Source organism: Arthrobacter sp. Edens01 (genome assembly GCF_001307035.1).
In the GTDB taxonomy this organism is placed as follows: domain Bacteria; phylum Actinomycetota; class Actinomycetes; order Actinomycetales; family Micrococcaceae; genus Arthrobacter_B.
The window spans coordinates 29,266-53,122 of the sequence record NZ_LKIU01000003.1; the positions used below are offsets into that span (position 1 = coordinate 29,266).

The window sequence follows — 23,857 nt, forward strand, 5'->3', positions numbered from 1 at the left end:
CGGCGGCTAAAGTTTCCACTCTTCGCTGTACTCAAACAGGTTCAGTCGCACCCCGACCTGGAAGATCGTGAGGCTCAGCAGGTCCCATCGCAGGAGCGTGAGCTTGGCCGAGCCGGTAAGGCCCAGCGCCAGGAAGATGCTGGCGTCTATCTCGGCTTCCGTCGGCGGAATGCCCTTCACGCCCAGTTTCGCGGCAAACCCCGCCTTGGCAGACAGGGAGATGTCAGGGCCCGCGAAGCTGTAGATCCTGCTCTGGTAGGACACCTGCGGTCCGGCTGCGACCTCGCCCTCCAGGGAGAAGGAGGTTTCGCCCAGTACCTGGCGGGGTTTGGGCAGCACATACGTTGTTGGAGTGTCCTCCTTGATGCGCTTCATGCCGTTAGCCGTGGTGTAGACGAAGCCAAACGTGTCCGCCCGTTCGATTCCGATGGCGGGTATATCTGCCTCTGCCTTTAGCGTGCCGCTGAAGACCATGGCGAAATTTAGCCGGTTGGTGATCGCCACCGGTACCGGCCCGGCCATAAAGGTGGTAGTTGGAAGCGCAACTTCGGCGACCTTGAGATCAGCGTTCCACCGGCTTTCAACCTGAACCCAGGCCTGGATCGAGGCGGACGCTTTCAGCTTGGACTTAAATTCAATTCGGAACTCCTCAATACTCACTCCCCGCGGGATGACCTTCCATTTGAATTGAAACTTGGTCTTCAGGACAAAAGCGAAGCCGAGGTTCAGTTCTCCGCCGCCGCGGATTGCAACGCCGCCCTCATCGCCGCGCTGCTTCTCAGACCAGGCCTCGAATTCCCAGGGTTCCAGTTTCTGACCCGCTGTCCTGATCTTCGGGACACCGTTCTCAACGACGAAGGCTACGCTGGCGTCAACCTTCGTTGTCCAGTCGGCGGAGAGGGAAGCACCGGGACCTCGCAGCGGACCGCCGCAGTCGCCGTCGCCCGTTGCGGGAGCGCCGGGAGCAATCCATGTACCGTCGTCGCCGATGTCCTCGCCCAGCGGTTCCTGTCCATCTGTGCCTGGCAGCCGGCACGCCGTCTTAAAGTCTGCGGGATCCGGCACATTGAATTCATCATTGCTGAGCTCAAGGTCGACGTCGTCCCCGCTCACGATCTCCGCATAGGTTCCTTCCGCGGGAACGTGGGGGTTCCCGTGTCCATCGACGATCTGGACGTCTGCCACCGGGATGTCCGGGCCGGAACCGCCGCTTTCCTGACCAATCGCGAAAGTACCCGTCACCACGTCCAGGGGGTCCTCCGCCTGGGCGATCAGATCCTCGGCGACAACGTCCTGGCCCTCGCCATAGCCTTCGGTCTCATCTATATCCACCTGGAGGAAAAGCTCTTCCAGGGGAACTTCGACGGTGGAGACCTCCCAGGACCCTGCGACCAGGTCCATGGAGGACAAACGGCCCAGGAAGCCGGAAGGAGCCGTCGGCACGGGAGCGCTGACGATAATGTCTCCCGGTTCCAGATCCGGCCGCTGCATGAACCTCAGGTTGAATTCGTCCAGCACCTCAAATTCAAGCTCGGTGGTATCGAGGTGGAAGACCTCCGCCTCGGGCGAGACCACGGTGTCTCCCTCTTCTGCCACGTCGAGGGTCAGCCGGACGCGGTCCGAGGCGCGGGCAGTCCCGGGATCGGAACGGTCGAAGACAGTGGCAACGTAGTCGAAGTCTCCGTCCTCAGGTGCAAGCGAACGGAAGCTCCACAGGATCTCGTCACCGGCGGGGTTCAGTTCGGCCAAGCCGATAAACCCGACACTTGGCGAGCTGATGGCGATCCGGTCGACTGAATTTGCACCCGTGGATACTGTGCCTTCGAGCGTAAAGTAGCCCGTCTCGGTGAGGTCAAGGCTCTGGCGGTCGAGGGGTGAGGTGATCTCAATGGACGCCGGATCCGCGTTGTTGTAGGGGACGGGATTGCCCAGGAAACTACCCAGCGGCTGGAGCGTGAGAGTTGCCGAGCCCCGGCGAATCGAGACCTGGGATTCCCCGTTGGCCACCGGCACCAATGCGAGCTGCGGCTGGGCACCTGCCGTGGGGTCGACTGCTTCCCCGCGTGCCCGGCCATTTACCGGACCATCCCAGGCGAGCGTGGTGGTCTGGCCGCCGATGACGTTCCCTGCCTGGGTTAGGACAAGGGCATAAGCGGCATCATGATCATCAGCCAGCCGCACGGGACTGGGTTCTTCTCCGGCAGCTAGACGCTGGCGCACGGTGTGCCGCTGCTCGGTGTTCACGACGTAACTGCCGTGATGGTTGGCTTTTGCTGCGTCTTCTATTGCCTCGGATACCCAGCCGGTCACGGACGCGCGCAGTGTTCCTGTGTTGCCCGCCGTTTCCAGGGCTGCGGTGACGCCACCCTGGTCTTCAGCATCGACAACAGTGGAGACGACCGTACGGCCCGCGGGCAGGACGAGCCGCTGCCCGTCACCCAGTACCACCGTGTCTGCTGCGGCGAGCGTAACGTCCAGGACCACATGAACGCTTCGTGCCAGAACACTCGAGACGCCGCCGTCGCCGGTCAGGCCTATCCAGAGCGGTTCCTGGCTCAGGCCGTTTCCTGCCAGACCGGCAGCTGTATCTGCACGCAGCACAGGTTCCGGGAGGGCAAGGGTCGCACCTCCGGATGCCGGCGAGCCGTCGAAATAGGCCAAGGGCTCCACCCTGGCATCTGCCTCACCGTCTGCCCAGAGACTGACTTTGCCCTGGTTTAGCGGGAGCAGGACCGCCGTCGACACCGCAGTGCTGCCCCCCATGTGCAGCACTGCGGTGTCGGCGGCGGTGTAGGCAGTCAGGTCCGCAGCCGGCTCGAACACAGTCAGGCGGACCAAGGCGGCTGAATGGGACTCCGCCGCACTGCCAAGATAAACGGTTCCCGCCGGATCGGTGGGGAGCCGGTCTCCGCGTCCTACGGCACTGTCAATTACCGGGAGGCTGGGTTCGACCGGAGTGAATTTTGGCTCCGGGGCGGTCCTCACCGCGCTGAGGTTTGCCAGCGCATCCTGGGTGGTGGCCGCAGCGGGCGGGGGTACAGCGACAAGTGTCAGAGCCGCTGCGGTCAGGGCCGCGACGGCGCCCCGGACACTAACCCGCCCCGCGAGGGAAACGGATGGATGGATAGCCCAGATGCGGCTCATTGTTCTTCCCCACCTTCCGAAGCAGGGGTACTGCCTTTCCCCCTCAGGACGAGGAACAGGCCAGTTCCGGTAAGTGCCGCAGCAACTGAGAGCACCAGTGCCAGGAACGGTGCTGATGCGCCGGTCTTGCCGAGGGCCTTCGGATCGCTTCCCTGGGCAACGGGCCCGGACGCGGGACCGGATTCATCCTCCGCGCCGTTGCCTCCTGGCTGGACGGGGGTTACCTCCCCGCCGCCGTCGGGCGCTGGGCCTTCGACGAGGTCTTTCCAGGTGACCCAGCCTCCGTTTGCCTCTGCGGGGTCCAGGGCCGCTTCACGGATCAGATGTTCTGAGAGAACTCTGCCTGCTGTGTCGGTAAAGGAAACCGCTACATCCGCGGTGATCCGGCGCTCCACGGAGAACCTCACTTCGTACGTCCCGGAGGAAACGGGTGCCGTCGCCGTAGCGCCAAAAACCGTTCGGGAAACGGCGGCGTCCGTCCAGGTGCCGCCCCCTGCACGCCAGGAAACCGAAGCCACGCCCGTACGCGCGGCTTCCGACTCAACATCGATCCATACCTGTGCAGCCTCCGGGGGCGCCTCAAGAACCGACGGCGTTGCCGCGGATACTGGGGCTGCCAGGACGCTGGAGAAAAGGATGGTGAGGACGAAAAGGAGACCGGAGCGCCGGCGCCGATGCCGGTGGCCGGGAATATGACGTTTCACACAGGAAGGGTAACAACATAAGTTGGATTGAGTTCAAAGTTGGACCAAGGTTACCTGCATGTGTCGGATGTGGGGTTTTACCCTCAGAAATCCTTCCACGGCCGACTGGGCTCGCGGCGGGCAGCAGGGTCGATGGAGATATCGCTTGTGAAACTGAATGTCAGTAGGCTTAGTATCGGTAAGTGTAAGTCCCTACTGAAAGGCGAAGCTGCTGATGACTGAACAGAACCCGGACCACAGCGACAACCCGGCCCTGGCCGACGATCTCGCCGATGTAGTGACCCCGGACGAGCTCACTGTCGTTTCCGGTGAGGACCTCCTGGACGAGGACGAGCTCACGGATGCTGAGGACCTGAGCTATCCCGGTGCCGCAGAGGACAACCCCGATGCCTGGCAGGATGACCCCCTGATCAACGAGGAACCGCTGGCCGGTCAGCCAGGAGCCGAGTCTGACCAGACGCTGCGGGATGAAACCGCCGAAGAACGGTACGAGGACGGCGATTCCCAGATTCCGCCGGAGGAACCGACGATCGGAGAAGCTGCACGAGACGTCGATTTTGGAGACTCCTCGGTGGACCCGCTTGAGGACGGCAGCGATGACCCTGCCCATGCCGGCGGCGACCCGCTCTCCTCCTTCAGCCCGGACGACGAGCCGCTCTAGGCCTTAATTCGACAGAAGGCATCCTTCCGCCGGGACTACGGTGGAAGGATGCCTTCTTTTCGCGTCCAGCTCAACATTCTTGGCCTGCGGCCCGGGAACCCGCCCGAAGCGGTCATGGACGCGGCTGTCCAGGCCCTGGAAGCCAGCCACCATGTGGAGGCGAACCAACTGGATATCGTCTCCGGAGTACCCAGGATTACGCTGCGGTTCATGGTGCCTGCGAACGAATATGGGGTGGAGAACTCGCTAGCCCGGCGTGCGGCCATGAACATGCGCCACGCGGTGGAACAGGTGGCTAGATGCGAACAGCTTCGGGTTCTTCGGCGTCAGCGTGGGCGCTGGCTTCCGCTTTGAGCCATGCACGCTGCGCCCGTCTCCGGGCGTGGTCAACCTGGTGCCGGCGGGACCCCGCTGAAACAATGACGAGGAATCCGGCAATAAACGCGGCAGCGGCCATCCAGACGGCGGGCTGATTCGCCAGGAGTCGTGCGAACCCGAGCCCGGCAAGCCCAAAGACCACACTTAGTGCCACCGGCAGCTGGCCCCGTCCAGTCATGCACACGGTGGTTACCCCTACCACCAGGGACACCAGGGCAATCAGGGTCCAGGCCTCAGCACCCCACCCTCCGACGTCGGCATCCGTTTCTACCAGCCAACTCCCCAGACAAACGAGAAGTGCCAGCGAGCCAACACCGAGCAGTATTCCGGAGGGGATGTCCGTGACGGCCTGTTCGCTGCGGCTGCCTGCAGGTGACGTGGTACCGAGATGGATGGCAGTGAGCCCAATGCCGACCAGCGCGGCGGCGAGCCAAAAAGCAGCGGCCGCGCTGCCGCTTTGGGCCGCCCACAGCCATAGTGCGCCCAGAACCACGCCGGATGCTGCCACAGGACCGGTCCAGCCATGGCGCGGGTTGGACCGCTGGGACGGCAGCCACTGGTGAATGGCATAACCGATTCCGCCGGCGAATACGGGCAGCCACAGCACCCAGACCCAGGCGAAAACACCCAGATGGGACCCGCCCGGATCAAGAACATCCCCATCTCCGTGGACGTGCACCGGCCAGCCGGAGTCCGAACGCGTCAGGAGATACGCCGAAGGGACGGCGGCGGCGATCATCGCCGTGACCACGATTCGGCGTGTTGTGTCCGAAACTGCGGGACGCTCCAGCTGGAACCGTACCCGGGAAGGACCGCGAAGGTGGTGGACGCGGCTATCTTCCGGGGGGAGGGCATGCTGCCTCAGGATTCCTTCGAAGGCGTCCGCTTCAGGTTGGGCTGGAGCCGGCGCCGAAGGCGGCAGCGCAGCGGGACCGCTGTTGGTAGCGGGTGCGGAAGTCAGCTTGTGAATGGTTGGGGGCACTGCCGGCGGGGGCGAGGGGGCCAGCGGAGGCACGAACGACGTAACGGACTCGGCTGGAGACGGATCTGTCTCCGCGGGGCGTGCTGGACGGGGGAGCATGCCGGATTCCTTTGGCTCGAGCAGGGCCCCGGCCACTGTGCCGGGGCGAACCTCACTTAGGGTAGCGAGCGGATTCAATCCGGGGAAGAGATTTTTCCTGCCTCTTTGCAGGTCAGAGCGCTGAAGACCGGATCAGTCTGTCACGGCAGGTGCTGGATAGGCGCCGAGCGAGAGCTGGCTGCGGTACTCCGCCGGCTGGCGAGTGAGCGGGTCGGTGAACTGTACCGACCGGGCAAGCAGCTGAAGCGGACGTGTGTAGTCGTCCGGTGCCTGGTCCAGCAGGACGGGGTAGAACGGGTCGTTTAGGATTCCGATCCCGAGGGAGGCCATGTGCACCCTTAGCTGATGGGTCTTTCCGGTGTGGGGGAGCAGCCGGTAGCGTCCGATTCCGTTGGACTGCTCGATCAGCTCGATCCTGGTTTCCGCGTTGGGTTCTCCGTCAACCTCCTGGGCGAGGAGATAGGTGCGGGACTTGATCATCCGGCTGCGGACAATCCGAGGCAGCTCAAGGTCCTCCCGGACGGGGGCGACTGCCTCATATTCCTTCTGAATGCGGCGTTTCTCGAACATGATCTGGTACTTGCCGCGTGTCTGGGGATTCGTGGAGAACAGCAACACGCCTGCCGTCATCCGGTCAAGGCGGTGCATCGGGATCAGATCGGGGATATCAAGGGCGACCCGAAGCCGGACCAGCGCGGATTCCGCGACGTACATTCCCCCGGGCGTGGTTGGAAGGAAATGCGGTTTATCCACTACCAGCAGGTTTTCGTCCTGGTGCAGGATGTTGATTTCAACTGGGAGGCGGTCTTCCGTGGGAAGCTCCCGGTAGTACCAAATGAAGGTGTGTTCGCGCAGCGGCGTGTGGCGGCTTAGCCGCACTCCGCCCAGCCCAACGACTTCGCCGCGGTCGAAGCGGTCAATGATGCCGTCCGGATCCACGTGACCAAAGCGGTCAAGAACGTACTCCATGGCGGTTTCCCAGGGCCCCTCAGCAGGCAGCCGGAGCCGCGTGGCATTGACTCCGTTTCGGACGGGAAGGGGGGATTGCATCACCCTTCAAGGGTACCGGCGGCCGGGGAGGGGCCTTTGCATGGAGCTGAAGGCCTACTCGCCCTCCGGGGAGCTGGTCGCGGAACAGCAGGTGGAACTCGACTGGAAACGCGTGGGTGGATCTGCACGCTGCGGGGGACCGCATGAAGCGCAGGCAACCATCACCCCAGCTGTGTAACGGGCGCAGGCTGGCAATGCGGACAGTAATACAGGTCGCGCAGCTCAAGTTCGTTATCGCCCAGCAGCTCGTGGACAACCTTCGTTCCGCAGCGCAGGCAGCCGCGTTTCTCCCGGTTGTAGACCCAGAGCGGATCCCGGCCGGCCATTCCGGTAGTGATACGCCGCGACCGGGACTTGTTGGCCTCCAGCAGCCGTTTGGAAAGGTCCACCAGACGCACCAGATCAGGTACATCGCCGACGGGAGTCATCGGATGGACGCCAATCAGGAAGCACAGTTCACACCGGTAGACGTTTCCCAGTCCTGCCAGGTTCCGCTGGTCGAGCAGGGCCAGCCCAATCGGACGCTCAGGTACGGACGCCAGCCTCCGCCGAGCCTCTTCAGCGTCCCAGTCGGGCCCAAGCAAATCGGGGCCGAGGTAGCCCACAGCTTCCTCTTCACCGCTCCGGGGGAAGACACGCAGGATGCCGAGTTCGAATCCCACCGCCTGGTGGTCCGCAGTCTCCAGCACGGCCCGGGCCTTGAAGGCCGGGCGCCGCCAGCGCTCGCCGCGGCCGTACACGTGCCAGAGCCCCTCCATCTTCAGGTGCGAGTGAACTGTCCAGCCCTCAGATTCACCGGGGCCGGGAGCGACCCGGATCAGCAGGTGCTTACCCCGCGAAACAACTTCTTCAACCTCGCGGCCGCTCAGGTTTGTGGTCGCAAACCGGGGAACCCGGAAATCGGTGCGCGTTAGCTTACTGCCCGCCAACGCAGAGTCGAGGCCGCGGGCGGCCCTCCAAACGGTATCCCCCTCAGGCACCGGTGCTCCGGCACAATCTAGACACGGTAACGCAGCCCCTTTGGAGTCGAATAGAAACCGGCAGCCATCAGCGCAGTAGCAACCGGAGTGTCCAGAACGTCGGCCCCGTTTGCCTTTTCCACTGCCATTTTCTCCGCTGCCCCGCGCCGGATGATGTCCACCAGCGACGCGGCCGCCAGCAGCAGGATCTCTGCCTCGTCTGTGTAAGTGAGCAGCGTCTTGCCGCCGCGCTCTACGTACAGCACCAGCTCGCCGTCGACCATCACCACCAGTGCGCCGGCCTTCCGCCCGGGGCGGTGGCCACCCTCGGCAGCGGGCCACGGCAGTGCTGCGCCGTAGGGATTCGCCGGATCTGTTGCCGCGAGGGCCACAGCCTGGGGCTCGGGGACCGCCAGCTGGTTCTCGCGGGAGAAGGAACGAAGCCGGTCAACCGTTGCCGGTACGGCAAACTGCGCCGCTCCCAGCTGCTCAATGAAGTATCCGCGCCGGCAGCGCCCCATCTCCTCCAGCCGGGCCAGCACCTTGTAAAGAAGCCCAAAACCGCCGGGAACGCCCTCGCTGGCCACCGACCCGCGCGTCACAATGCCGTAGCGGTCCATGAGCAGCTCGGCCGTGGCATGGGCATGCACCGTTGTGTCCGTTTCCACGGGCGGCAGCAGGCTCCAGCGCCCGGCAACCAGGGGCTGCGGTCCGCGCGCCGGCAGGTTCTGTTCACCGGCCAGCCGCAGCGACGAGGTGCTCAGGCTGCCGCGGGGAGTACGGCCCAGCCGTCCCAGCCGGGCCGTCCGCGCCCGCGGCGTCGAGGACCGCTGCTTGTGCGCGGTTTTTCCGCCGGAGAGCAGGGACCGTACCGGGGTGAAGGTGTCGTTCGTGATTCGGCCCGCCCACACCAGTTCCCACAGTGCCGGCACGATCTCCGAATCCGGAAGCAGGGATCCGCCGTCCTGCAGCGGCCCGCTGTTCAGGACCTCGGCGATCTGCCGGAAGAAGTAGGCGCCCGAGCCGGAGAGCAGTTCCAGGAGCCGGGCCTGCAGTTCCGTGGGGACAAAGTCGGGGTCTGGATTCAGCGTCAGCGGCGCATTTTCTGCCAGATGCAGCGCGATCCAGCCGTCATTTCCGGGCAGGGAACCGGTTCCGGACCAGATAACTTCACCGGTGGCCGTGAGTTCATCAAGCATGGCCGGCGCATAGTCCCGTACCCGGGACCCGAGGATGAGCGGTTCCCATGCCGATGCCGGAATGGGCACACCGGAGAGCTGGTCAATGACGGTAGCGACGCCGTCCAGCCCCCGCAGCGAGGAACCCACGTTCTGCCAGACCGGCAGGAAACGCCCGTACGTGGGCGGGTCCACGGGCTCGACGTCGGAACGAAGGGCCGCCAGGGACCGGCGCCTCAGCCGGCGCAGCACCTCGGCGTCACACCACTCCGACCCGGCTGGAACACCGGGAACCGTGATTACTGCCGGCGGAAACTGGTCCACGCCGGATGCAGCATCCAGGACCTGCGCCTCGGTGGGACGGAATTCGCCTTCGGCCACCCGGCCCTCTCCGGCCAGCCGCTGCAGCGTGGTGGTGACGACGGCGACGCCCAGTCCCAGCCGGGCGGCGGCCTCCGCAGCGGTGAAGGGACCGTGCGTCCGGGCATAGCGGCCCACCAGGTCCCCGAGCGGGTCCGGTACGGGTTCCACAAAGGCCAGCGGGACCCCCATCGGCAACGGCACGCCAAGCGCGTCACGAAGCCGGGCGGCGTCCTCGATGGCGGCGTACCGCTGGGTGCCGGCGATCCCGGCCTGCAGCGCGCGGTTTGCCCGCACCAGTTCGCGCAGCAGCTGTTCTGCCTCGGCTTCCGTGGCGTGGGAGGGACGGGCAGTCTCGCCGCTGCCTGTTTGAGTGTTGCCGGGCTCAACCGGCTCCAGGCGCACCGCGACTTCCGCCGCCGTCAGCGGGCCGAGCAGCCGGAGGAGGTCCGCTGCGCCTTCGAGCCCCCGCGCATGCCGGTCAGGGGCCAGGCGCTGGAGCTCGGCCTCGGTCTGGGCAATGATCCGGGCGTCCAGCAGTTCACGCAGTTCTGCCCGGCCCAGAAGCTCATTGAGCAGTGTGGGGTCCAGTGACAGGGCGGCAGCGCGGCGCTCGGCCAGCGGTGAATCTCCCTCATAGAGGAAGGCTCCCACGTAGCCGAACAGCAGCGACCGTGCGAAGGGCGAGGGCTGCGGCGTAGTGGTTTCCACCAGGCGGATTTCGCGGCGTTCCACAGCAGAGGCCAGTTCCTTCAAGGCAGGCAGGTCGTACACGTCCTGCAGGCACTCGCGCACCGTCTCAAGCACGATCGGGAAGGTGGGGAACTTCCGGGCGACGTCGAGCAGCTGGGCTGAACGCTGCCGCTGCTGCCACAGTGGGGTGCGTTTCGCCGGGTTCTGCCGCGGGAGCAGCAGCGCCCGGGCCGCACATTCGCGGAACCGGGAGGCGAAGAGCGCAGATCCGCCTACTTCTGCGGTGACGATTGCCTCCAGCTCATCGGGCTCGAATAGGAACAGTTCAGCTCCCGGGGGTTCGTCGTCCATGAGCGGAACCCGCAGCACAATGCCGTCGTCGGACGCCATGGCGGAGCCGTCCAGCCCGTAACGCTGCTGCAGCCGGGCGCCGACTGCCAGTGCCCAAGGCGCGTGGACCGGCATGCCGAAGGGGCTGTGCAGGACCACCCGCCAGTCGCCCAGCTCATCGTGGAAGCGCTCAATCACCAGGGTTCGGTCGCTGGGCACCACATCAGTGGCCTGCTGCTGCTCGTGCAGGTACGCCACCAGGTTTCCGGCGGCCCATTCGTCGAGCCCCACTGCGGCCAGGCGTTCCCGCGCAGCCGGTTCGGACGTGCCGGCCATCTCGCGGACGAATTTGCCCAGTGCCCGGCCAAGTTCCACCGGCCGTCCCTGCGAATCGCCGCGCCAGAACGGCAGCTTCCCGGGCTGGCCAAAGGCGGGGGAGACCAGCACCCGGTCATGGGTGATGTCTTCGATCCGCCAGCTGGTCGCGCCGAGGGCGAAGACGTCCCCCACGCGGGATTCGTAGACCATCTCCTCATCGAGTTCACCGACCCGGCGGCTGTTTTTTCCTTCCGAGTCCCCGACCAGGTAGACACCGAACAGGCCGCGGTCGGGAATGGTGCCGCCGGAGGTTACGGCCAGGCGCTGGGCGCCGGGCCGTCCGGTTATGGTGTTTTCGGTCCGGTCCCAGATGATCCGCGGGCGCAGCTCGGCAAACTCGTCCGACGGGTAGCGGCCGGAAAGCAGGTCCAGGGTGGCATCGAAGGCGGAGCGCGGCAGCCCGGCGAAGGGCGCAGAACTGCGGACGACGTCGAACCATTCCTCCACATCGATGCTTCCGAGGGCGGCGGCAGCAACCGTCTGCTGCGCCAGGATGTCCAGCGGATTCGCCGGAATGAAGAGCGGTTCGATGGCTCCGGCGAGCATCCGTTCCACGGTGACTGCGGAGTTCAGCAAATCCCCGCGGTGCTTGGGAAACATAACGCCCTGCGAGATCTCGCCAACCTGGTGTCCCGCACGGCCAACCCGCTGTAGTCCGCTGGCTACCGACGGCGGGGACTCGACCTGGATCACCAGGTCCACGGCACCCATGTCGATGCCGAGCTCCAGGGAACTGGTGGCAACCACGCAGCGCAGGCGTCCGGATTTGAGGTCGTCTTCGATCATTGCCCGCTGGTCCTTGGACACTGAACCGTGGTGCGCCCGCGCCAGGACCGGAGTGTTGTCCTCCACAGCCACGTCTTCCTGCCGTGAGCGCACGGATACCCCGGCCTGGGCCATGAGCTGGGCGGGCGGCCGGGCGGCCGGAACAGCCACCGGAACGCCGTCTGTTCCGGTGGCAGCCTGCGCGGCTTCCAGCCTGTAGGCGTGAATTTCATTGAGCCGGGCAGTGAGGCGTTCGGCAAGCCGGCGCGAATTCGCAAAAACGATGGTGGAACGGTTCGCCTCAATCAGGTCAGCGATTTTCTCCTCCACATGGGGCCAGATGCTGGCTTGCGGGGCGAAGCCGCCTTCCACTGTGTCCTGCGCCGGAGCGCCGCCGAGGTCTGTCATGTCCTCCACCGGAACGGTAACCGTGAGGTTCCAGTTCTTCCGGGACTCCGGGGAGACGATCTGCACTGGGGCATTTCCACCCAGGAACCGTGCCACCGTTTCCTTTGGTTCCACTGTGGCGGAGAGGCCGATGCGCTGGACCGGTTTGTCCAGCAGGGCGTCCAGCCGGGCAAGGGAGACAGCCAGATGTGCTCCACGCTTGGTGCCGGCCACGGCGTGGACTTCGTCCACGATCACGGTGTCCACTTCGGCGAGTGTTTCCCGGGCCTGCGAGGTGAGCATCAGGAACAGGGACTCCGGGGTGGTGATCAGGATGTCCGGCGGCCGGGTCAGCAGCGCACGCCGTTCATTCTGGGGTGTGTCGCCGGAACGCACCCCTACCGTGATTCCGGGCGCCGGCAGTCCGAGGCGCTTGGCTGTCTGGGTGATGCCGATCAGCGGAGCGCGCAGGTTGCGCTCAACGTCAACGCCCAGCGCCTTCAGCGGGGAGATATAGAGAACCTTGGTCTTGCGTTTGGGTTCACGGGATTTCCCGCGGCCGGTGGCGGGGGCAGGAGGAATGCTGGGCGCGGCAGCGGCGGCGTCGGCAATAAAGCGGTCCAGGGACCAGAGGAACGCGGCGAGCGTCTTGCCGGAGCCGGTGGGCGCGATGACAAGGGCGTTGGAACCGGCGGAGATGGCGTCCCAGGCGCCGATCTGTGCCGCAGTCGGCTCGGCAAACGCACCCTGGAACCAGTCCCGGGTGGCGGGGGTGAACTTCTGGAGCACCGAGCCTGCCGACGTCATGAACCCATTGTTCACCACCCCCCTGACAATCCGGAGTACGCATCCGGGCTGTTTGGCTCCCGGCTAAATGCCACGGGCCCTCCGGGCCGGTTGCTGCTGCGACTGGGCCGAAAGTACCCGCCAGGTTTCCTGGCCTGCTTCCGTTGGCGCGCCGGGGGAGACACTGAGCCGGGCGGTCTCAGGATCGATGAGCGCCGTCGCCAGGGTGCGCCAGCGGTCGCCGAACCGTGCACCGGCTGCAGGCACACAGCACAGGTCCGCGCCGTCACCGGGCCGGGAACAAAGGTAGGGAACCAGATCCAGCGGATCAGACGGATCGAAGTGCCCGCTGCACCGCCGCTTCAGCAGGTCCAGCCGCTGGCCGGAGTCGGGCTGGTACAGCTCGGTGCGCTCGCCGGCAGCGGGCAGGGGGGAAAGGAAGTGGTTTGTGTGCAGCAGGTAGTCCCCTGCAGCGGGAATCACCTGCGCGCCTACCGGGCTGAGTTCCACCATGCACGCACCTTCGGCGGTGACCACGGAAATGGAGCTCGACGTCGTCACGGGAACCGCGGTCAGCAGATCCACGGCCTCCTCCAGGGTTTTTGCGTAGTAGAGCACGGCTGCGGCCGCCACGTGGACGGGAACCGCACCGGGGGTATCACCGCTGTGCCCCAGTACGTTCAGGTGCACGCCAACGCCGTGGCTGTTGACCCCGATTTTTCCCAGGATCCCGTACTCCGTCATCCCTACGAAAGCGCCGTCCGCATGGGCCACCGACTGCAGGTGCCAGGCCTTGGCCAGTTCCTCATGCCAGTCCCAGGTCTGCGCGGAGAAAACCCGTCCCGGGATGGTGCTGATGACGGTGGAGCATTCACCCGGCAGCTGGGTCTTGGACAGCGAAAGGATCTCCGTCCGGGCGTTCAAGGCCGCCACCTGCCATTCGGGCAGGCCGGCACCGGCCGCGGTCCCGCGGATCTCAGCGGCCAGGTCCGGCAGCCAGGCATCGACGGCGGCCAACGAGGCCAGTGCCTCAGCCTCGACACGGGCGGCACTGATGCCGCCGGCCGAAAACAGTTCCGCGTAGGTCTGCCAGCCGGAGGCCAGCTGGGGACTGCAGGCCTTGCCGCGCTGGACGCCGCGTTCGCCGGCGCTCTCCGCCGCTACGGTGATCAGGGCGGGGGAAGGGTGCGGAAAACCGCTCATGAAGTTACTCCGGTTGTGTCTCTGCGCCGCGGCACCCAGCCCGGGCGGGGTGCGCTGTCCAGCAGTTGGCGGGTGTAGGGGTGTTTCGGTGAATCCAGCACCTCGGCAGCAGTTCCCTGCTCCACCACGGAGCCGAGCTGCATCACCATCACTGTGTCGGCCACCTGGCGGGCGACGGCCAGGTCATGGGTGATGAACAGATACGTCAGCTGCTTCTCGAGGCGCAGGCGTTCCAGGAGGGCCAGGATCTGGGCCTGGACGGTGACATCCAGGGCTGAAACTGCTTCGTCAAGCACAATGACGGCCGGTGCGGCCGCCAGCGCCCGGGCGATGGCAACCCGCTGTTTCTGCCCACCGGAAAGCTGGTCCGGATAGCACGCCGCATGCTCGGGCTCGAGTCCGACTTCTGCGAACAGGGACAGGCATTTCTCCCGGCGGGCGGCGGCATCCAGGTCCGTGTGGGCCTGCAGGATTTCCGTGACGGCGCTGGAAACGGGCAGCCGCCGGTTCAGGCTGCCCTGCGGATCCTGGAACACCATCTGGATGTCCTTGGAACGCTGGCGCCGAATCCTGCGGCTGGACCCGGCAGAAACTTCACGGCCGTTCAGCACAATGGACCCGCTGTCCGCGGATTCAAGGCCCACCAGCATGCGGGCCACGGTTGTCTTCCCCGATCCGGATTCCCCCACGACGGCCAGGCAGGTGCCGCGGGGAATGCTGAAGCTGACGTCCTGAACGGCCTGAACGGTACGGCGGGACTTGCCCGTGCCCGTCGTGAAAGTGCGGAACAGGTTACTGACGGCGACAATCTGCTCAGTATCCGATGTGCTCATTCTGCTGCCTCCCCGGGAATCGGGCGCAGCGGCGTGCGCCGGGTCAGGCTGGGCTTGGAAGCGACCAGCATCTGCGTGTATTCGTGCCGGGGTGAGCCGAGCACTTCACCGGCCGGTCCGGCCTCCACGATCCGGCCCTTGTTCATGACGGCGATCCGCTGGCAGGCAGCGGCTGCGAGGTCAAGGTCGTGGGCAACGAAGATCATGGCCATGCCGGCCTCGGTCCGTGCCTCGTTGAGGATGGCGACGACGTCGGACTGCGTGGTGACGTCCAGCGCCGTCGTCGGTTCATCGGCGAGCAGCAGTGAACTGCCGCGCGCCACGGAACCGGCAATGACCACACGCTGCAGCATGCCCCCGGAGAGCTGGTGCGGATAGGAGCGCAGGCAGCGTTCCGGATCATGGATCCCGACGTCGGCGAGCAGCCCCAGCGCAGTTTGCCTCGCCTCGGCGGCGGAGGTGCGCGGTTTCGCGGCCTGGATCCCTTCGATGAGGAAGCGTTCCACGCGAAGAACGGGGTTGAGTGCCGCCATGGGGTTCTGGGAAATCATGGATACATCCGCCGCGCGGAAGCGGCGAAGCTCTTCCCGGGACAGGGACGGGATCTCCCTGTCCCGGAACCGCACCGATCCAGAGGGAACAGAGCCGCCGGGCAGCGTGCGCAGGATGCTTCGCAGGGTCATCGACTTTCCGGACCCGGATTCTCCCACCAGGCCCAGGGACTCGCCGGGACCCACCTGGAGGTTGATGTCCTCCAGCAGGGTCTTGGCGGATGAGCCGGAACCAATCACCAGGCCGACGTTTTCAAGTGTGAGCATTATGCCCTCCCTGCGGCGCGGCGGCCGCCAAGCTGTTCGCCCAGATAGCCCAGGGCGGCAACGGTCAGGACAATACAGGTGCCGGCGAAGATGCTTTCCTGCGGATAACCCGCCAGCAGGGACGCCTGGCCGGAAGACACCATCAGCCCCCAGTCAGCATCCGGAGGCTGGACGCCGAAGCCCAGGAAGGACAGGGCGGCCAGGTCAATCATGGCGTAGCCGAAGTTGATGCTGGCTCCAGTGAGGATCTGCTGCTTCACGTTGGGAAGCAGATGCCGGAACGTGATGACCAGCCCTGAGATGCCCTGCAGTTCCGCGGACTTCACATAGGCCAGGTTCCGTTCACGCAGCGCCACCGACCGGATGACCCGCGCCGTATACGGAGAGAACCCGATGGCCAGGGCGACAACCGCGGTCTCAACCCCGGCACCGAAGACAGCCACGGCCAGGACTGCCAGCAGCAGGTTCGGGAAAGAGAAGAGGAAATCCAGGAACCGGGTAATGGCACCATCCACCCGGCCGCCGAACCAGACAGCCACCAGGGCAAGGGTTCCGCCGATCAGCACTGTCAGGCCCGCGACGGCCAGGGCAGCAAGGATGGTTGAACGGGCGCCAACTGCCAGCCGCGTGAACAGGTCCCGGCCCGCCTGGTCTGTGCCCAGCCAGTGCTCGGCGCTCGCCGGAAGATAGCGGTCAACAATATTCCCTTCGGTGGCGTCGAACGGAGTGATCATCGGACCGAGGACAGCGAGCAGGGCCACCAGGGCAAGCCAGCCCAGGCAGATCCGGGCAAGCGGTCCGCTGAAAGCGCCGCCGGAACGCCGCCGTCGGGCATTTCTGCGGTTCAGTGCCGGCGCGCTCATGAGGCACCTCCCAGCCGGACACGCGGGTCAATCACTGCGTAGAGCAGGTCGACCAGCAGGTTGATGAGGCCAAACGCCACCACCATGATCAGCGCAACGGCCTGCACCACGGCAAAGTCCTTCTGCTGGATGGAGGTCACCAGCAGGGCGCCGATGCCGTCCAGCGTGAAGACCGATTCGACCACGAAGGCACCGGCAAGCAGTCCGGCGATGTGCACGCCGGACACGGTGGTTACCGGAAGCAGCGAGTTGCGGATGACATGCCGCGGAATCAATACCCGTTCGGGAACACCCCGAGACCGTGCGGTCATGGCATGCTCCGATTCGCGTTCCTCCCGCACCGCAGTGCGCGTGATGCGGGAGACGACGGCGATGGAAGGCAGCGCCAGGGCCAGGGCCGGAAGCGTGAGATGGGTGAGCCGTGAAGCTATCCCTTCCCCGCTGCCGGAACCGAAGACCGGGAACCAGCCCAGCTGCACGCTGAACAGGCTCATCAGCAGCAGCCCGGCGAAGAAGGTGGGGACGGCGAAGCCGAGGTTGGAGGCGAACAGGATGATGTTGTCCAGCACGCCCGGACGCAGGCCGGCCAGCGTCCCCAGGCCGATGCCCAGGACGACGATCAGCACTGCGGCCAGACCGGTGAGCCAGAGCGTGGTGGGCAGCCGGCTGGCCAGCAGGTCGGCAACTTCCTGCCTGTTGGCCAGCGACTGTCCAAAGTCGCCCTGCAGCGCGTTGCCCACCCAGGACACGTACCTGACCAGGAACGGATCGTCGAGGTTGTACTGCTCGCGGATCGATGCGAGCACTTCCGCACTGACGGTCCGTCCCTGCACCAGGAACTGCTCAGGGCTTCCTGGTGCAAGGTACAGGCCGCCAAAGACTGCGAAGCTCGAAGCCAGCAGGATGCCGGCCAGGGCAAGAAGCCGTTTGGCGATGTATTTCATGGTGCCTGGTTATCCCGCCGCGCCGAGGTCCGCAGCCCATGGGTAGTAGAGGTACGCGAACGACGCCGGAACGCCGGTGACGCGGTCACTCATGAACAGGCGCACGGCCGGGTCCACCACGGGCAGCCAGGGCATGTCGGCCATTGCCAGTGCTTCGATTTCGGTGGTCAGTTCCGCGCGTTCGGTTTCGTCCGAGGCCGCTTCTGCCTTGGCCAGCAGTTCTTCGATTTCAGGGTTGGAGTATCCGGAGAAGTTCTGCGAACCGCCTTCCTGGACGATGGTGCGCAGGAAGACCAGCGGGTCCGGAACATCCATGTAGTTGGTGGTTACGAATGCGCCGTGTCCGGCTCGGGCTTCAGGGTCGGAGAAGAAGGCGCCGAACTGCGCGCTCGGGACGCCCTGGGGCTGCACATCGAGGCCGATCTCCTTGCCGGCACGGGTGAACTCGGAAATCATGTCCGCGTAGTAGGACCGTTCGGTCGGGTAGACGATCGTGATGGTCTCGGACAGATCAGCGGTGGCGTCTGCCAGGATTTCCTTGGCCTTTTCGATATCTGCCTCAGCGCCGGGCAGTTCGGCGCGCGCCGAGGAGAAGACGTCGTCCGCGAAGGACCAGCCGCCGTCGGGAATGAGGGAGACCGCGGGGCGGGCAGTGTTCTCGAAGACCGTTCCGGAAAGAGCCTGCTGGTCCGTGGCGGTCCACAGGGCCCTGCGCACGGCGGGATCGCCCAGGGGACCGTCGCCGGTGGCGATGATGGCGAGCATCTGCATGGACTTGCCCAGGATCAGCTCACCGTTGCCGGCAGCCTCCAGCTGGGAGACAGCGCTCAGCGGCACGTCGTAGGAACCGTCAATGGCACCGGAAACCAGCGCGTTGGTGATGGCGGCCGGATCCACGATGAACTGGATTTCAAGGCTGTTGACCTTCGGGGTGCGGTCCGTGTTCCAGTAAGCCTCGTTCTTGGCGAGCGTGATGCTCTGGCCGCTCTGCCATTCATCCACCGAGAACGGGCCGGTGCACATGACGCCGCCCTGCGGGGTTCCGTAGGCTTCGCCGGTGGCCTTGCGGTGTTCTTCACTGACCACAACGCCCATGGGCGTGGCCATGTAGGAGTTGAAGGTCCAGTCCGGGGCCTTGAGAGTGACGGTCACCTCGGTGTCCGAGGTTGCCTCAATCGATTCAACGTTGCCGCTGACGGCGTCGGAGGCCCAGTAACTGCCTTCTGCAGGGTCCAGGTGCCGGTTCAGGCTGTAGGCGACGTCCTGGGCGGTCATCGGGGAACCGTCCCAGAAAGTGACGCCCTGGCGAAGCTGATAGACGTACGTCTGGCCGTCCTGTGTGTCGAAGGACTCGGCGAGGTTGGGTGTGACGGAGAAGTCCGGCTCGATCATCATCAGGCCTTCGCAGATGTTCGCCACGACCGTGTTTTCCGGATAGTTGAACGCCAGGATCGGATCAAGCGAAGCGGGCTCTCCGAAAGGAAGGTTCCAGGTTGCCGATTCAAGCTCCCCGGATGCAGCTTCCGTAGTGACGGCGAGTTCTGCCAGACGGTCCTTGCCGTCAGCGGCGGCATCCCCGTTGCCGGAGCCGCTGCTGCAGGACGCGACTGCCAGTGTCATGGACAGTGCCAATGACGTAGTGACTAGAGCCTTTTTCATATCCACCCTTCCTAAATCTCGGACCAGCCGGACGGTTTGATGCCCGCTACTCTCAGAATTTAGGTGTATAAAACGTTTTATATGTCGTAGCGTCAGTTCCGTTGCCTAACCGTTACCAAGCGCCGTGAAATGGAGAAACATTGTCGTCAAGAACCACCATCCGGGACGTCGCACGCACCGCCGGGGTATCCATCACCGCTGTCTCGCATGCGCTTAACGGCAAAGGCACGCTCTCCGCGGCAACCAGGGAACGGATCCGCGAGACCGCGGAAAGGCTCGGCTATCAGCCCGATCCGCTCGCCCGGGGAATGCGCAGCAGCCCGCTCGGAGTGGTGGGACTGATGCTGCGCCCGCTGGATACGCTGGGGACTTACCGGCCCACCGGCGTCGACTACTTCACCCGGCTCATCGGTGCGGTCGCAGTTGAATGCCTGGAGCGGAACCTCAGCCTCATGCTGCTGCGTGACCTCTCAAAGCTTCCCCGGCAGCCGCTGGCGCTGACGCTGGACGGCTACATCATCGCCGATCCGCTGGAATCGGACCCCGTCATAGACCTGCTTCAGGAAGCGTCCCTGCCGTTTATTACGGTGGGCCGCGTACCGGACCGCCCGGGGTTCACTGACTGGATAGGTTCGATGGATGAAGATGAGACAGAGCTGATTCTCCGCACGCTGCAGGAACGGGGGGCACGGCGCATAGCCCTTGTCACCGGGTGCGACCACAACTCCTGGAACCTGGACTCGGCGTCGGCGTACCGGACCTGGGCCGAACGCCACGGAATGCCGGCACGGGTGGTGGCCCGTCCGGAAGCGGACGGCACCGGGGGCGGAAGGGATGCCGTCGCTGAACTGCTGAAAGACGGTGACCTGCCGGATGCGATCTACTGCCTCACCGGCCGGCACGCCCGCGGCATACTCGATGAACTCACGGCCCGCGGCATTGCCGTTCCGGAGCAGGTGCAGCTGGTTGCCGGCGCGGACTCGGAGCAGTCCCGGTCAGCCTCACCGGCCATCACAGCGATTGACCTGGACCCGGAACTCATTGCCGCGCAGGCGGTGGAACAGCTGACGTCCCGGGTGATGGCCGGGCTGCCTGCCGAACCGACGCCGTTGTCGACCCACCTCATCCTGCGCGCTACGACGCTTGAGGGTGGCCATGCCTGACGCGGCGCTGCGTTCCCTAAAGGTCGCCGGTCCAGCTGTCGCCCGCCTGTTCAGGGCCCGACTTTGCCTTTGCGCCGTCCAGGTCCTCATGCTGACGTCGTGGGGCCTTTTGCTGCCGCTGCTGCTCGTGCTGCCCTTTGGGGGCATGCTGCCCCCGCGCGCAGGAGACGCAGTGGTCTACCTGATGGCAGGCTGCCTGCTGGGGGGATTCCTCCTGTGTATCCCCGAGGCATACTTCCGCCGGCGCCGGGAGTCAGCCCAGCAGGACGCATTCGGAGACGTGCAGTCCGCGCTCGGCCGTCTGCGGGCCGGATGGAACCTGGAGTGGGAGAGTCCCTACGCGGGTGCCGGACCTGAACGCCTGATCTCCTTCGGCAGCTGGAATGAGCGATTCGAGTGGCGCGTGTCGTATCGGCGCGGAGCCTTGCTCCTCACGGAAATCCCAGCTGGGGAACATGAGGTGGACGAGGAATAGCGCCTCACCGGTCCCGGCCGGGGGCCGGGACCGCCTTCGAGTGCCCTAGGCCATGGTGTCCGTGCCCGCTATCCGGACACGGACGCCATGACCGGATCAGCGCGCGGGAACCGCTTCGGGTTCCTCCGCGCCGCGGCGGGCAATTTCCCGCGCTTCATCGAAGTCGCTGTCCAGCCCGGCAGGAGCGCGGGTGAGCAGGCTGACGACGACGGCGAGGATCAGGTTCACGGCGAAGCCGGGGATGATCTCGTACAGGGTGGAAGAGAGCTCGGAGCTGCCCCACACGAAGGCGGTGACTGCTCCGGCGGCCATGCCGGCCAGTGCGCCCGCGGTGGTTAGGCGGCGCCAGAACAGGCACAGCAGGATGGTGGGACCGAAGGCCGCTCCGAAACCGGCCCAGGCGAACCCGACCAGGTCAAGGATGGAGTTGCTGCGGTCCAGCGCCAGGAAGATGGACACCACGGAAACAACCAGCACCGCCCCGCGGCCGAGCATCACCAGCACGCGCTGGGAGGCATCTTTCTTGACCACGATCTTGTACAGGTCTTCCACCAGGGCGGAGGAGGTCACGATCAGCTGGGAGGAGATGGTGCTCATAATGGCGGCCAGCACTGCCGCGAGGACAAACCCGGCAACGATGGGATGGAAGAGCGCCTGGGCCATGCTGAGGAAGACTGCTTCGGGATCGCTGAGGGTCAGGTTGTTCTGCTGGAAGTAAGCGGCGCCTACCAGGGCGGTGAAGACCGCGCCGATCACGCTCAGCAGCATCCAGCCCACGCCGATGCGGCGGCCGGCTACGGCGTCGGACGGGGAGCGGAGGGCCATAAAGCGGACGATGATGTGCGGCTGCCCGAAGTAGCCCAGGCCCCAGGCAAGGGCCGAGATTACGGCCAGCGCCGTCGTGCCCGCCACCGGGTTGAGCATGGCAGGATCGATTTCGCGCAGCGACTCGGCCATGCCGGACGGGCCGCCCACCAGGAAGATTCCCACTACCGGGACGGCGATGAGGGCGAGGAGCATCATCAGGCCTTGCACCACATCGGTGTAGCTGGCGCCGAGGAAACCGCCGAAGAGGGTGTAGGCGATGGTCACGCCGCCCACGATCAGCATGCCGGTGGTGTAACTGGAGCCGAAGGAGCTCTCGAAGAAGACGCCGCCGGCCACCATGCCGGAGGACACGTAGAAGGTGAAGAAGACCAGGATGATGATGCCGGAAACTACGCGCAGCACCCGCGTGCGGTCCTTGAGGCGGTTCTCAAAGAAGCTCGGCACCGTAATCGAGTTGTTGGCAACAAGCGTGTAGGAACGCAGCCGGGGCGCCACGAACTTCCAGTTCAGCCATGCACCGACCGTGAGGCCAACGGCGATCCACGCTTCGGTGAGCCCGGAGAGGTAGATTGCGCCCGGCAGGCCCATGAGCAGCCAGCCGGACATGTCCGAGGCGCCTGCGCTGAGCGCTGCGACACCTGGCTTGAGCCCCCGCCCAGCCAGCATGTAGTCATCCAGGTTGGAGGTGCGGCGGTAAGCCCACCATCCGATTCCCAGCATGGCGATCATGTAAATGATCAGGGCAATCAACTTGTACGTTTCGTCAGTCATGTAGCCGTTCCGGTCAGTTCCGTATCACGTCGGTCAGTGTCAGTGTCAGTGGGCCGCGGCACTGCGCACTTTGCACAGTGCCGCAGGCCACAAATGCCCACCAGTATGCCAACCGGGGAACGGTACGGCTAATTTGCCATCTGCCCGAATCAATGGCGCAGGACCCCCTGTGCTACCGCGGACCGGTCAGCGGACCGACCTCCAGCAGCTCAATCTCGTCGTTGCTGCAGCCGTACCCGGCGCGGGCAATGTCGAGGAAGGCAGTATCTTCCGGCGGGAAGACCCGGAGCCCGGAAACCGGCACCTTCGAGCACTCCTCGCCGTAATTCTCCGGACGGGTTTCACGCAGGGAAGCAACCGCAGACTGCCCCGGCTGAAGCGTCACGGATACAGCGTCAGCCCCGCCGGCACGGGTCGCCGGTGCACCGACCTGGGTTGCGGCTACCGAGAGGTAGGAGACGCCGGGGAAACCGAACGTCGAACACGGCTCTGACGAGGTGTTACTCAGCACCAGGTCACGGTAAACGCTGCCTGCGGCCCCGCCTCCCGGGGTGTCTTCCACGGCAGCGGAGAGCATAGCCGCGGTACACGGAACGACGCCGGCTTCCGGCGCAGGTGCCGATGTCTGGGGTGCCGCGGAGGTGCCGGGCGCGGCACTCGGAGCGGGGCTCGCCGTCGTGCTCCCTGACGGGGTGGGCGAGGGGGGCTCGTCAGTGTTGTTGCTGCCCCCGCAGCCGGCCAGGACCAGGGCTGCACCAAGCAGTCCGGCGGAAAGGAAGAGCGGGGTTCTGGCAGCCATGGTTCTCATTCGTTCACCTTGAACCCGCGCCGCCACTCGGTCAAACCGCACCGCGGGCCGCACAAAAACCTCATCGAATTGTTACGGAAGGGACGAATGTCTATTCGTGGTGGTAGGGACGCCCGGCGGCGATCTCCTGTGCCCGGTAAACCTGCTCTGCCAGGATGAGCCGCACCAGCTGGTGCGGGAACACAAGCGGGGACAGCGACCAGACGAAATCCGCCCGGTCATGCACGCTCTGGTCCACGCCGTAGGCCCCGCCAATAATGAGGGTGACGTTGCGGGAATTGTCCAGGGGCTTTTGCAGGGTCTTCGCAAGCTGCGGGGAAGTGATGGCCTTGCCCCGCTCATCCAGGAGGATCACATAGTCACTGCCGGTTTTGGCGAGCAGGCGCTCTGACTCTTCCTTACGGGCGGCATCGTTTTCCCTGGCGGAATGCGGGATTGACACCCAGGAGAGGTCGAAGGGTTTCTTCAGCCTCTTTTCGTAGCGGTGAATCCCGTCAACCACCCAGTCCTCATGCTTGCGGCCGACCATCAGAACACGTAATGCCATGCCCTTATTCAATACCGGGTATGTCCGGGACCAAAACCGCCGCCGGTCCTGCCGTTCGGTGGGCGCGTGCGTCTAGACTCCCGGGCAGTAA

Annotated in this window: 20 protein-coding genes; 5 read left to right on the forward strand and 15 right to left on the reverse strand. The window is 65.3% G+C overall.

Annotated elements, in window-relative coordinates; translation table 11 throughout:
* Nucleotides 1–6: 6 nt before the first annotated feature.
* Nucleotides 7–3,144 carry a hypothetical protein gene (locus tag AO716_RS04585; RefSeq protein WP_055239798.1) on the reverse strand — a complete coding sequence of 1,046 codons (3,138 nt, stop codon included), beginning with the start codon at nucleotides 3,142–3,144 and terminating at the stop codon, nucleotides 7–9.
* Nucleotides 3,141–3,848: a hypothetical protein gene (locus tag AO716_RS04590; RefSeq protein WP_055239799.1), complete on the reverse strand. Its 708-nt coding sequence runs from the start codon at nucleotides 3,846–3,848 to the stop codon at nucleotides 3,141–3,143. Before AO716_RS04590 ends, AO716_RS04585 begins: the two co-directional genes overlap by 4 nt.
* 214 nt (nucleotides 3,849–4,062) lie before the next feature.
* Between AO716_RS04590 and AO716_RS04595 the strand changes: the two genes are divergently transcribed.
* Nucleotides 4,063–4,509 (forward strand): hypothetical protein, encoded by a 447-nt coding sequence (locus AO716_RS04595; RefSeq protein ID WP_229780532.1) that lies wholly within the window; start codon nucleotides 4,063–4,065, stop codon nucleotides 4,507–4,509.
* Nucleotides 4,510–4,557: 48 nt separating this feature from the next.
* Nucleotides 4,558–4,863, forward strand: coding sequence for a hypothetical protein (locus AO716_RS17665; protein WP_082413326.1), 306 nt, complete (start codon nucleotides 4,558–4,560; stop codon nucleotides 4,861–4,863).
* Here the strand turns inward: AO716_RS17665 and AO716_RS04600 are convergent.
* Together AO716_RS04600 and AO716_RS04605 are read right to left on the reverse strand one after the other, a co-directional pair.
* Complete coding sequence (locus AO716_RS04600; RefSeq protein ID WP_055239800.1) at nucleotides 4,805–5,968, reverse strand: hypothetical protein; 1,164 nt, start codon at nucleotides 5,966–5,968, stop codon at nucleotides 4,805–4,807. The two genes, AO716_RS17665 and AO716_RS04600, sit on opposite strands and share 59 nt — an antisense overlap.
* Before the next feature lie 132 nt (nucleotides 5,969–6,100).
* The gene (locus tag AO716_RS04605) at nucleotides 6,101–7,018 is read right to left on the reverse strand and encodes an RluA family pseudouridine synthase (RefSeq protein ID WP_055239801.1); all 918 of its coding nucleotides are present in this window, start codon (nucleotides 7,016–7,018) and stop codon (nucleotides 6,101–6,103) included.
* 40 nt (nucleotides 7,019–7,058) lie between these two features.
* Between AO716_RS04605 and AO716_RS17420 the strand changes: the two genes are divergently transcribed.
* Complete coding sequence (locus AO716_RS17420) at nucleotides 7,059–7,196, forward strand: hypothetical protein (protein WP_160317905.1); 138 nt, start codon at nucleotides 7,059–7,061, stop codon at nucleotides 7,194–7,196.
* Here AO716_RS17420 and AO716_RS04610 read toward each other — a convergent pair.
* The 8 genes from AO716_RS04610 to AO716_RS04645 form a co-directional block, all read right to left on the reverse strand.
* Nucleotides 7,180–7,998 carry a DNA-formamidopyrimidine glycosylase family protein gene (locus tag AO716_RS04610; protein WP_055239802.1) on the reverse strand — a complete coding sequence of 273 codons (819 nt, stop codon included), beginning with the start codon at nucleotides 7,996–7,998 and terminating at the stop codon, nucleotides 7,180–7,182. The genes AO716_RS17420 and AO716_RS04610 overlap by 17 nt on opposite strands.
* 17 nt (nucleotides 7,999–8,015) lie before the next feature.
* Nucleotides 8,016–12,875, reverse strand: a complete 4,860-nt coding sequence (locus AO716_RS04615) for an ATP-dependent helicase (protein ID WP_055239856.1) — start codon at nucleotides 12,873–12,875, stop codon at nucleotides 8,016–8,018.
* A gap of 63 nt (nucleotides 12,876–12,938) precedes the next feature.
* Nucleotides 12,939–14,057: a C45 family autoproteolytic acyltransferase/hydolase gene (locus AO716_RS04620; RefSeq protein WP_055239803.1), complete on the reverse strand. Its 1,119-nt coding sequence runs from the start codon at nucleotides 14,055–14,057 to the stop codon at nucleotides 12,939–12,941.
* The gene (locus AO716_RS04625) at nucleotides 14,054–14,890 is read right to left on the reverse strand and encodes an ATP-binding cassette domain-containing protein (protein ID WP_055239804.1); all 837 of its coding nucleotides are present in this window, start codon (nucleotides 14,888–14,890) and stop codon (nucleotides 14,054–14,056) included. Before AO716_RS04625 ends, AO716_RS04620 begins: the two co-directional genes overlap by 4 nt.
* Nucleotides 14,887–15,708, reverse strand: a complete 822-nt coding sequence (locus tag AO716_RS04630; RefSeq protein ID WP_055239805.1) for an ABC transporter ATP-binding protein — start codon at nucleotides 15,706–15,708, stop codon at nucleotides 14,887–14,889. Before AO716_RS04630 ends, AO716_RS04625 begins: the two co-directional genes overlap by 4 nt.
* Nucleotides 15,708–16,571, reverse strand: coding sequence for an ABC transporter permease (locus AO716_RS04635; protein ID WP_082413327.1), 864 nt, complete (start codon nucleotides 16,569–16,571; stop codon nucleotides 15,708–15,710). Before AO716_RS04635 ends, AO716_RS04630 begins: the two co-directional genes overlap by 1 nt.
* Complete coding sequence (locus tag AO716_RS04640) at nucleotides 16,568–17,515, reverse strand: ABC transporter permease (protein WP_055239806.1); 948 nt, start codon at nucleotides 17,513–17,515, stop codon at nucleotides 16,568–16,570. The genes AO716_RS04635 and AO716_RS04640 overlap by 4 nt, the downstream gene beginning before the upstream one ends.
* Before the next feature lie 9 nt (nucleotides 17,516–17,524).
* Nucleotides 17,525–19,174: an ABC transporter substrate-binding protein gene (locus AO716_RS04645; protein ID WP_055239807.1), complete on the reverse strand. Its 1,650-nt coding sequence runs from the start codon at nucleotides 19,172–19,174 to the stop codon at nucleotides 17,525–17,527.
* Between the two features lie 140 nt (nucleotides 19,175–19,314).
* Here AO716_RS04645 and AO716_RS04650 point away from each other — a divergent pair, with 140 nt between their 5' ends.
* Complete coding sequence (locus AO716_RS04650; RefSeq protein WP_055239808.1) at nucleotides 19,315–20,337, forward strand: LacI family DNA-binding transcriptional regulator; 1,023 nt, start codon at nucleotides 19,315–19,317, stop codon at nucleotides 20,335–20,337.
* A complete protein-coding gene (locus AO716_RS04655; protein WP_055239809.1) occupies nucleotides 20,330–20,812 on the forward strand; it encodes a hypothetical protein in 483 nt (160 codons plus the stop codon). The genes AO716_RS04650 and AO716_RS04655 overlap by 8 nt, the downstream gene beginning before the upstream one ends.
* A gap of 96 nt (nucleotides 20,813–20,908) precedes the next feature.
* Here the strand turns inward: AO716_RS04655 and putP are convergent, their stop codons facing one another.
* From putP to rlmH, 3 genes are all read right to left on the reverse strand, one after another.
* The gene (gene putP, locus AO716_RS04660) at nucleotides 20,909–22,411 is read right to left on the reverse strand and encodes a sodium/proline symporter PutP (protein ID WP_055239810.1); all 1,503 of its coding nucleotides are present in this window, start codon (nucleotides 22,409–22,411) and stop codon (nucleotides 20,909–20,911) included.
* A 172-nt stretch (nucleotides 22,412–22,583) separates the two neighbouring features.
* Complete coding sequence (locus AO716_RS04665; RefSeq protein ID WP_082413328.1) at nucleotides 22,584–23,219, reverse strand: DUF4232 domain-containing protein; 636 nt, start codon at nucleotides 23,217–23,219, stop codon at nucleotides 22,584–22,586.
* A gap of 91 nt (nucleotides 23,220–23,310) precedes the next feature.
* Nucleotides 23,311–23,766, reverse strand: a complete 456-nt coding sequence (gene rlmH / locus AO716_RS04670) for a 23S rRNA (pseudouridine(1915)-N(3))-methyltransferase RlmH (protein ID WP_055239812.1) — start codon at nucleotides 23,764–23,766, stop codon at nucleotides 23,311–23,313.
* Nucleotides 23,767–23,857: the final 91 nt, after the last annotated feature.

What these genes read in the sequence shown, in the direction of transcription:
- AO716_RS04625 (WP_055239804.1), bottom strand. Translation starts at nt 14,890, where the DNA reads ATGAGCACATCGGATACTGAGCAGATTGTCGCCGTCAGTAACCTGTTC.
- AO716_RS04585 (WP_055239798.1), bottom strand. Translation starts at nt 3,144, where the DNA reads ATGAGCCGCATCTGGGCTATCCATCCATCCGTTTCCCTCGCGGGGCGG.
- AO716_RS04630 (WP_055239805.1), bottom strand. Translation starts at nt 15,708, where the DNA reads ATGCTCACACTTGAAAACGTCGGCCTGGTGATTGGTTCCGGCTCATCC.
- AO716_RS04645 (WP_055239807.1), bottom strand. Translation starts at nt 19,174, where the DNA reads ATGAAAAAGGCTCTAGTCACTACGTCATTGGCACTGTCCATGACACTG.
- AO716_RS04605 (WP_055239801.1), bottom strand. Translation starts at nt 7,018, where the DNA reads ATGCAATCCCCCCTTCCCGTCCGAAACGGAGTCAATGCCACGCGGCTC.
- AO716_RS04655 (WP_055239809.1), top strand. Translation starts at nt 20,330, where the DNA reads ATGCCTGACGCGGCGCTGCGTTCCCTAAAGGTCGCCGGTCCAGCTGTC.
- AO716_RS04595 (WP_229780532.1), top strand. Translation starts at nt 4,063, where the DNA reads ATGACTGAACAGAACCCGGACCACAGCGACAACCCGGCCCTGGCCGAC.
- AO716_RS04640 (WP_055239806.1), bottom strand. Translation starts at nt 17,515, where the DNA reads ATGAAATACATCGCCAAACGGCTTCTTGCCCTGGCCGGCATCCTGCTG.
- putP (WP_055239810.1), bottom strand. Translation starts at nt 22,411, where the DNA reads ATGACTGACGAAACGTACAAGTTGATTGCCCTGATCATTTACATGATC.
- AO716_RS04615 (WP_055239856.1), bottom strand. Translation starts at nt 12,875, where the DNA reads ATGACGTCGGCAGGCTCGGTGCTCCAGAAGTTCACCCCCGCCACCCGG.
- rlmH (WP_055239812.1), bottom strand. Translation starts at nt 23,766, where the DNA reads ATGGCATTACGTGTTCTGATGGTCGGCCGCAAGCATGAGGACTGGGTG.
- AO716_RS04600 (WP_055239800.1), bottom strand. Translation starts at nt 5,968, where the DNA reads ATGCTCCCCCGTCCAGCACGCCCCGCGGAGACAGATCCGTCTCCAGCC.
- AO716_RS17420 (WP_160317905.1), top strand. Translation starts at nt 7,059, where the DNA reads ATGGAGCTGAAGGCCTACTCGCCCTCCGGGGAGCTGGTCGCGGAACAG.
- AO716_RS04665 (WP_082413328.1), bottom strand. Translation starts at nt 23,219, where the DNA reads ATGAGAACCATGGCTGCCAGAACCCCGCTCTTCCTTTCCGCCGGACTG.
- AO716_RS04635 (WP_082413327.1), bottom strand. Translation starts at nt 16,571, where the DNA reads ATGAGCGCGCCGGCACTGAACCGCAGAAATGCCCGACGGCGGCGTTCC.
- AO716_RS04620 (WP_055239803.1), bottom strand. Translation starts at nt 14,057, where the DNA reads ATGAGCGGTTTTCCGCACCCTTCCCCCGCCCTGATCACCGTAGCGGCG.
- AO716_RS17665 (WP_082413326.1), top strand. Translation starts at nt 4,558, where the DNA reads ATGCCTTCTTTTCGCGTCCAGCTCAACATTCTTGGCCTGCGGCCCGGG.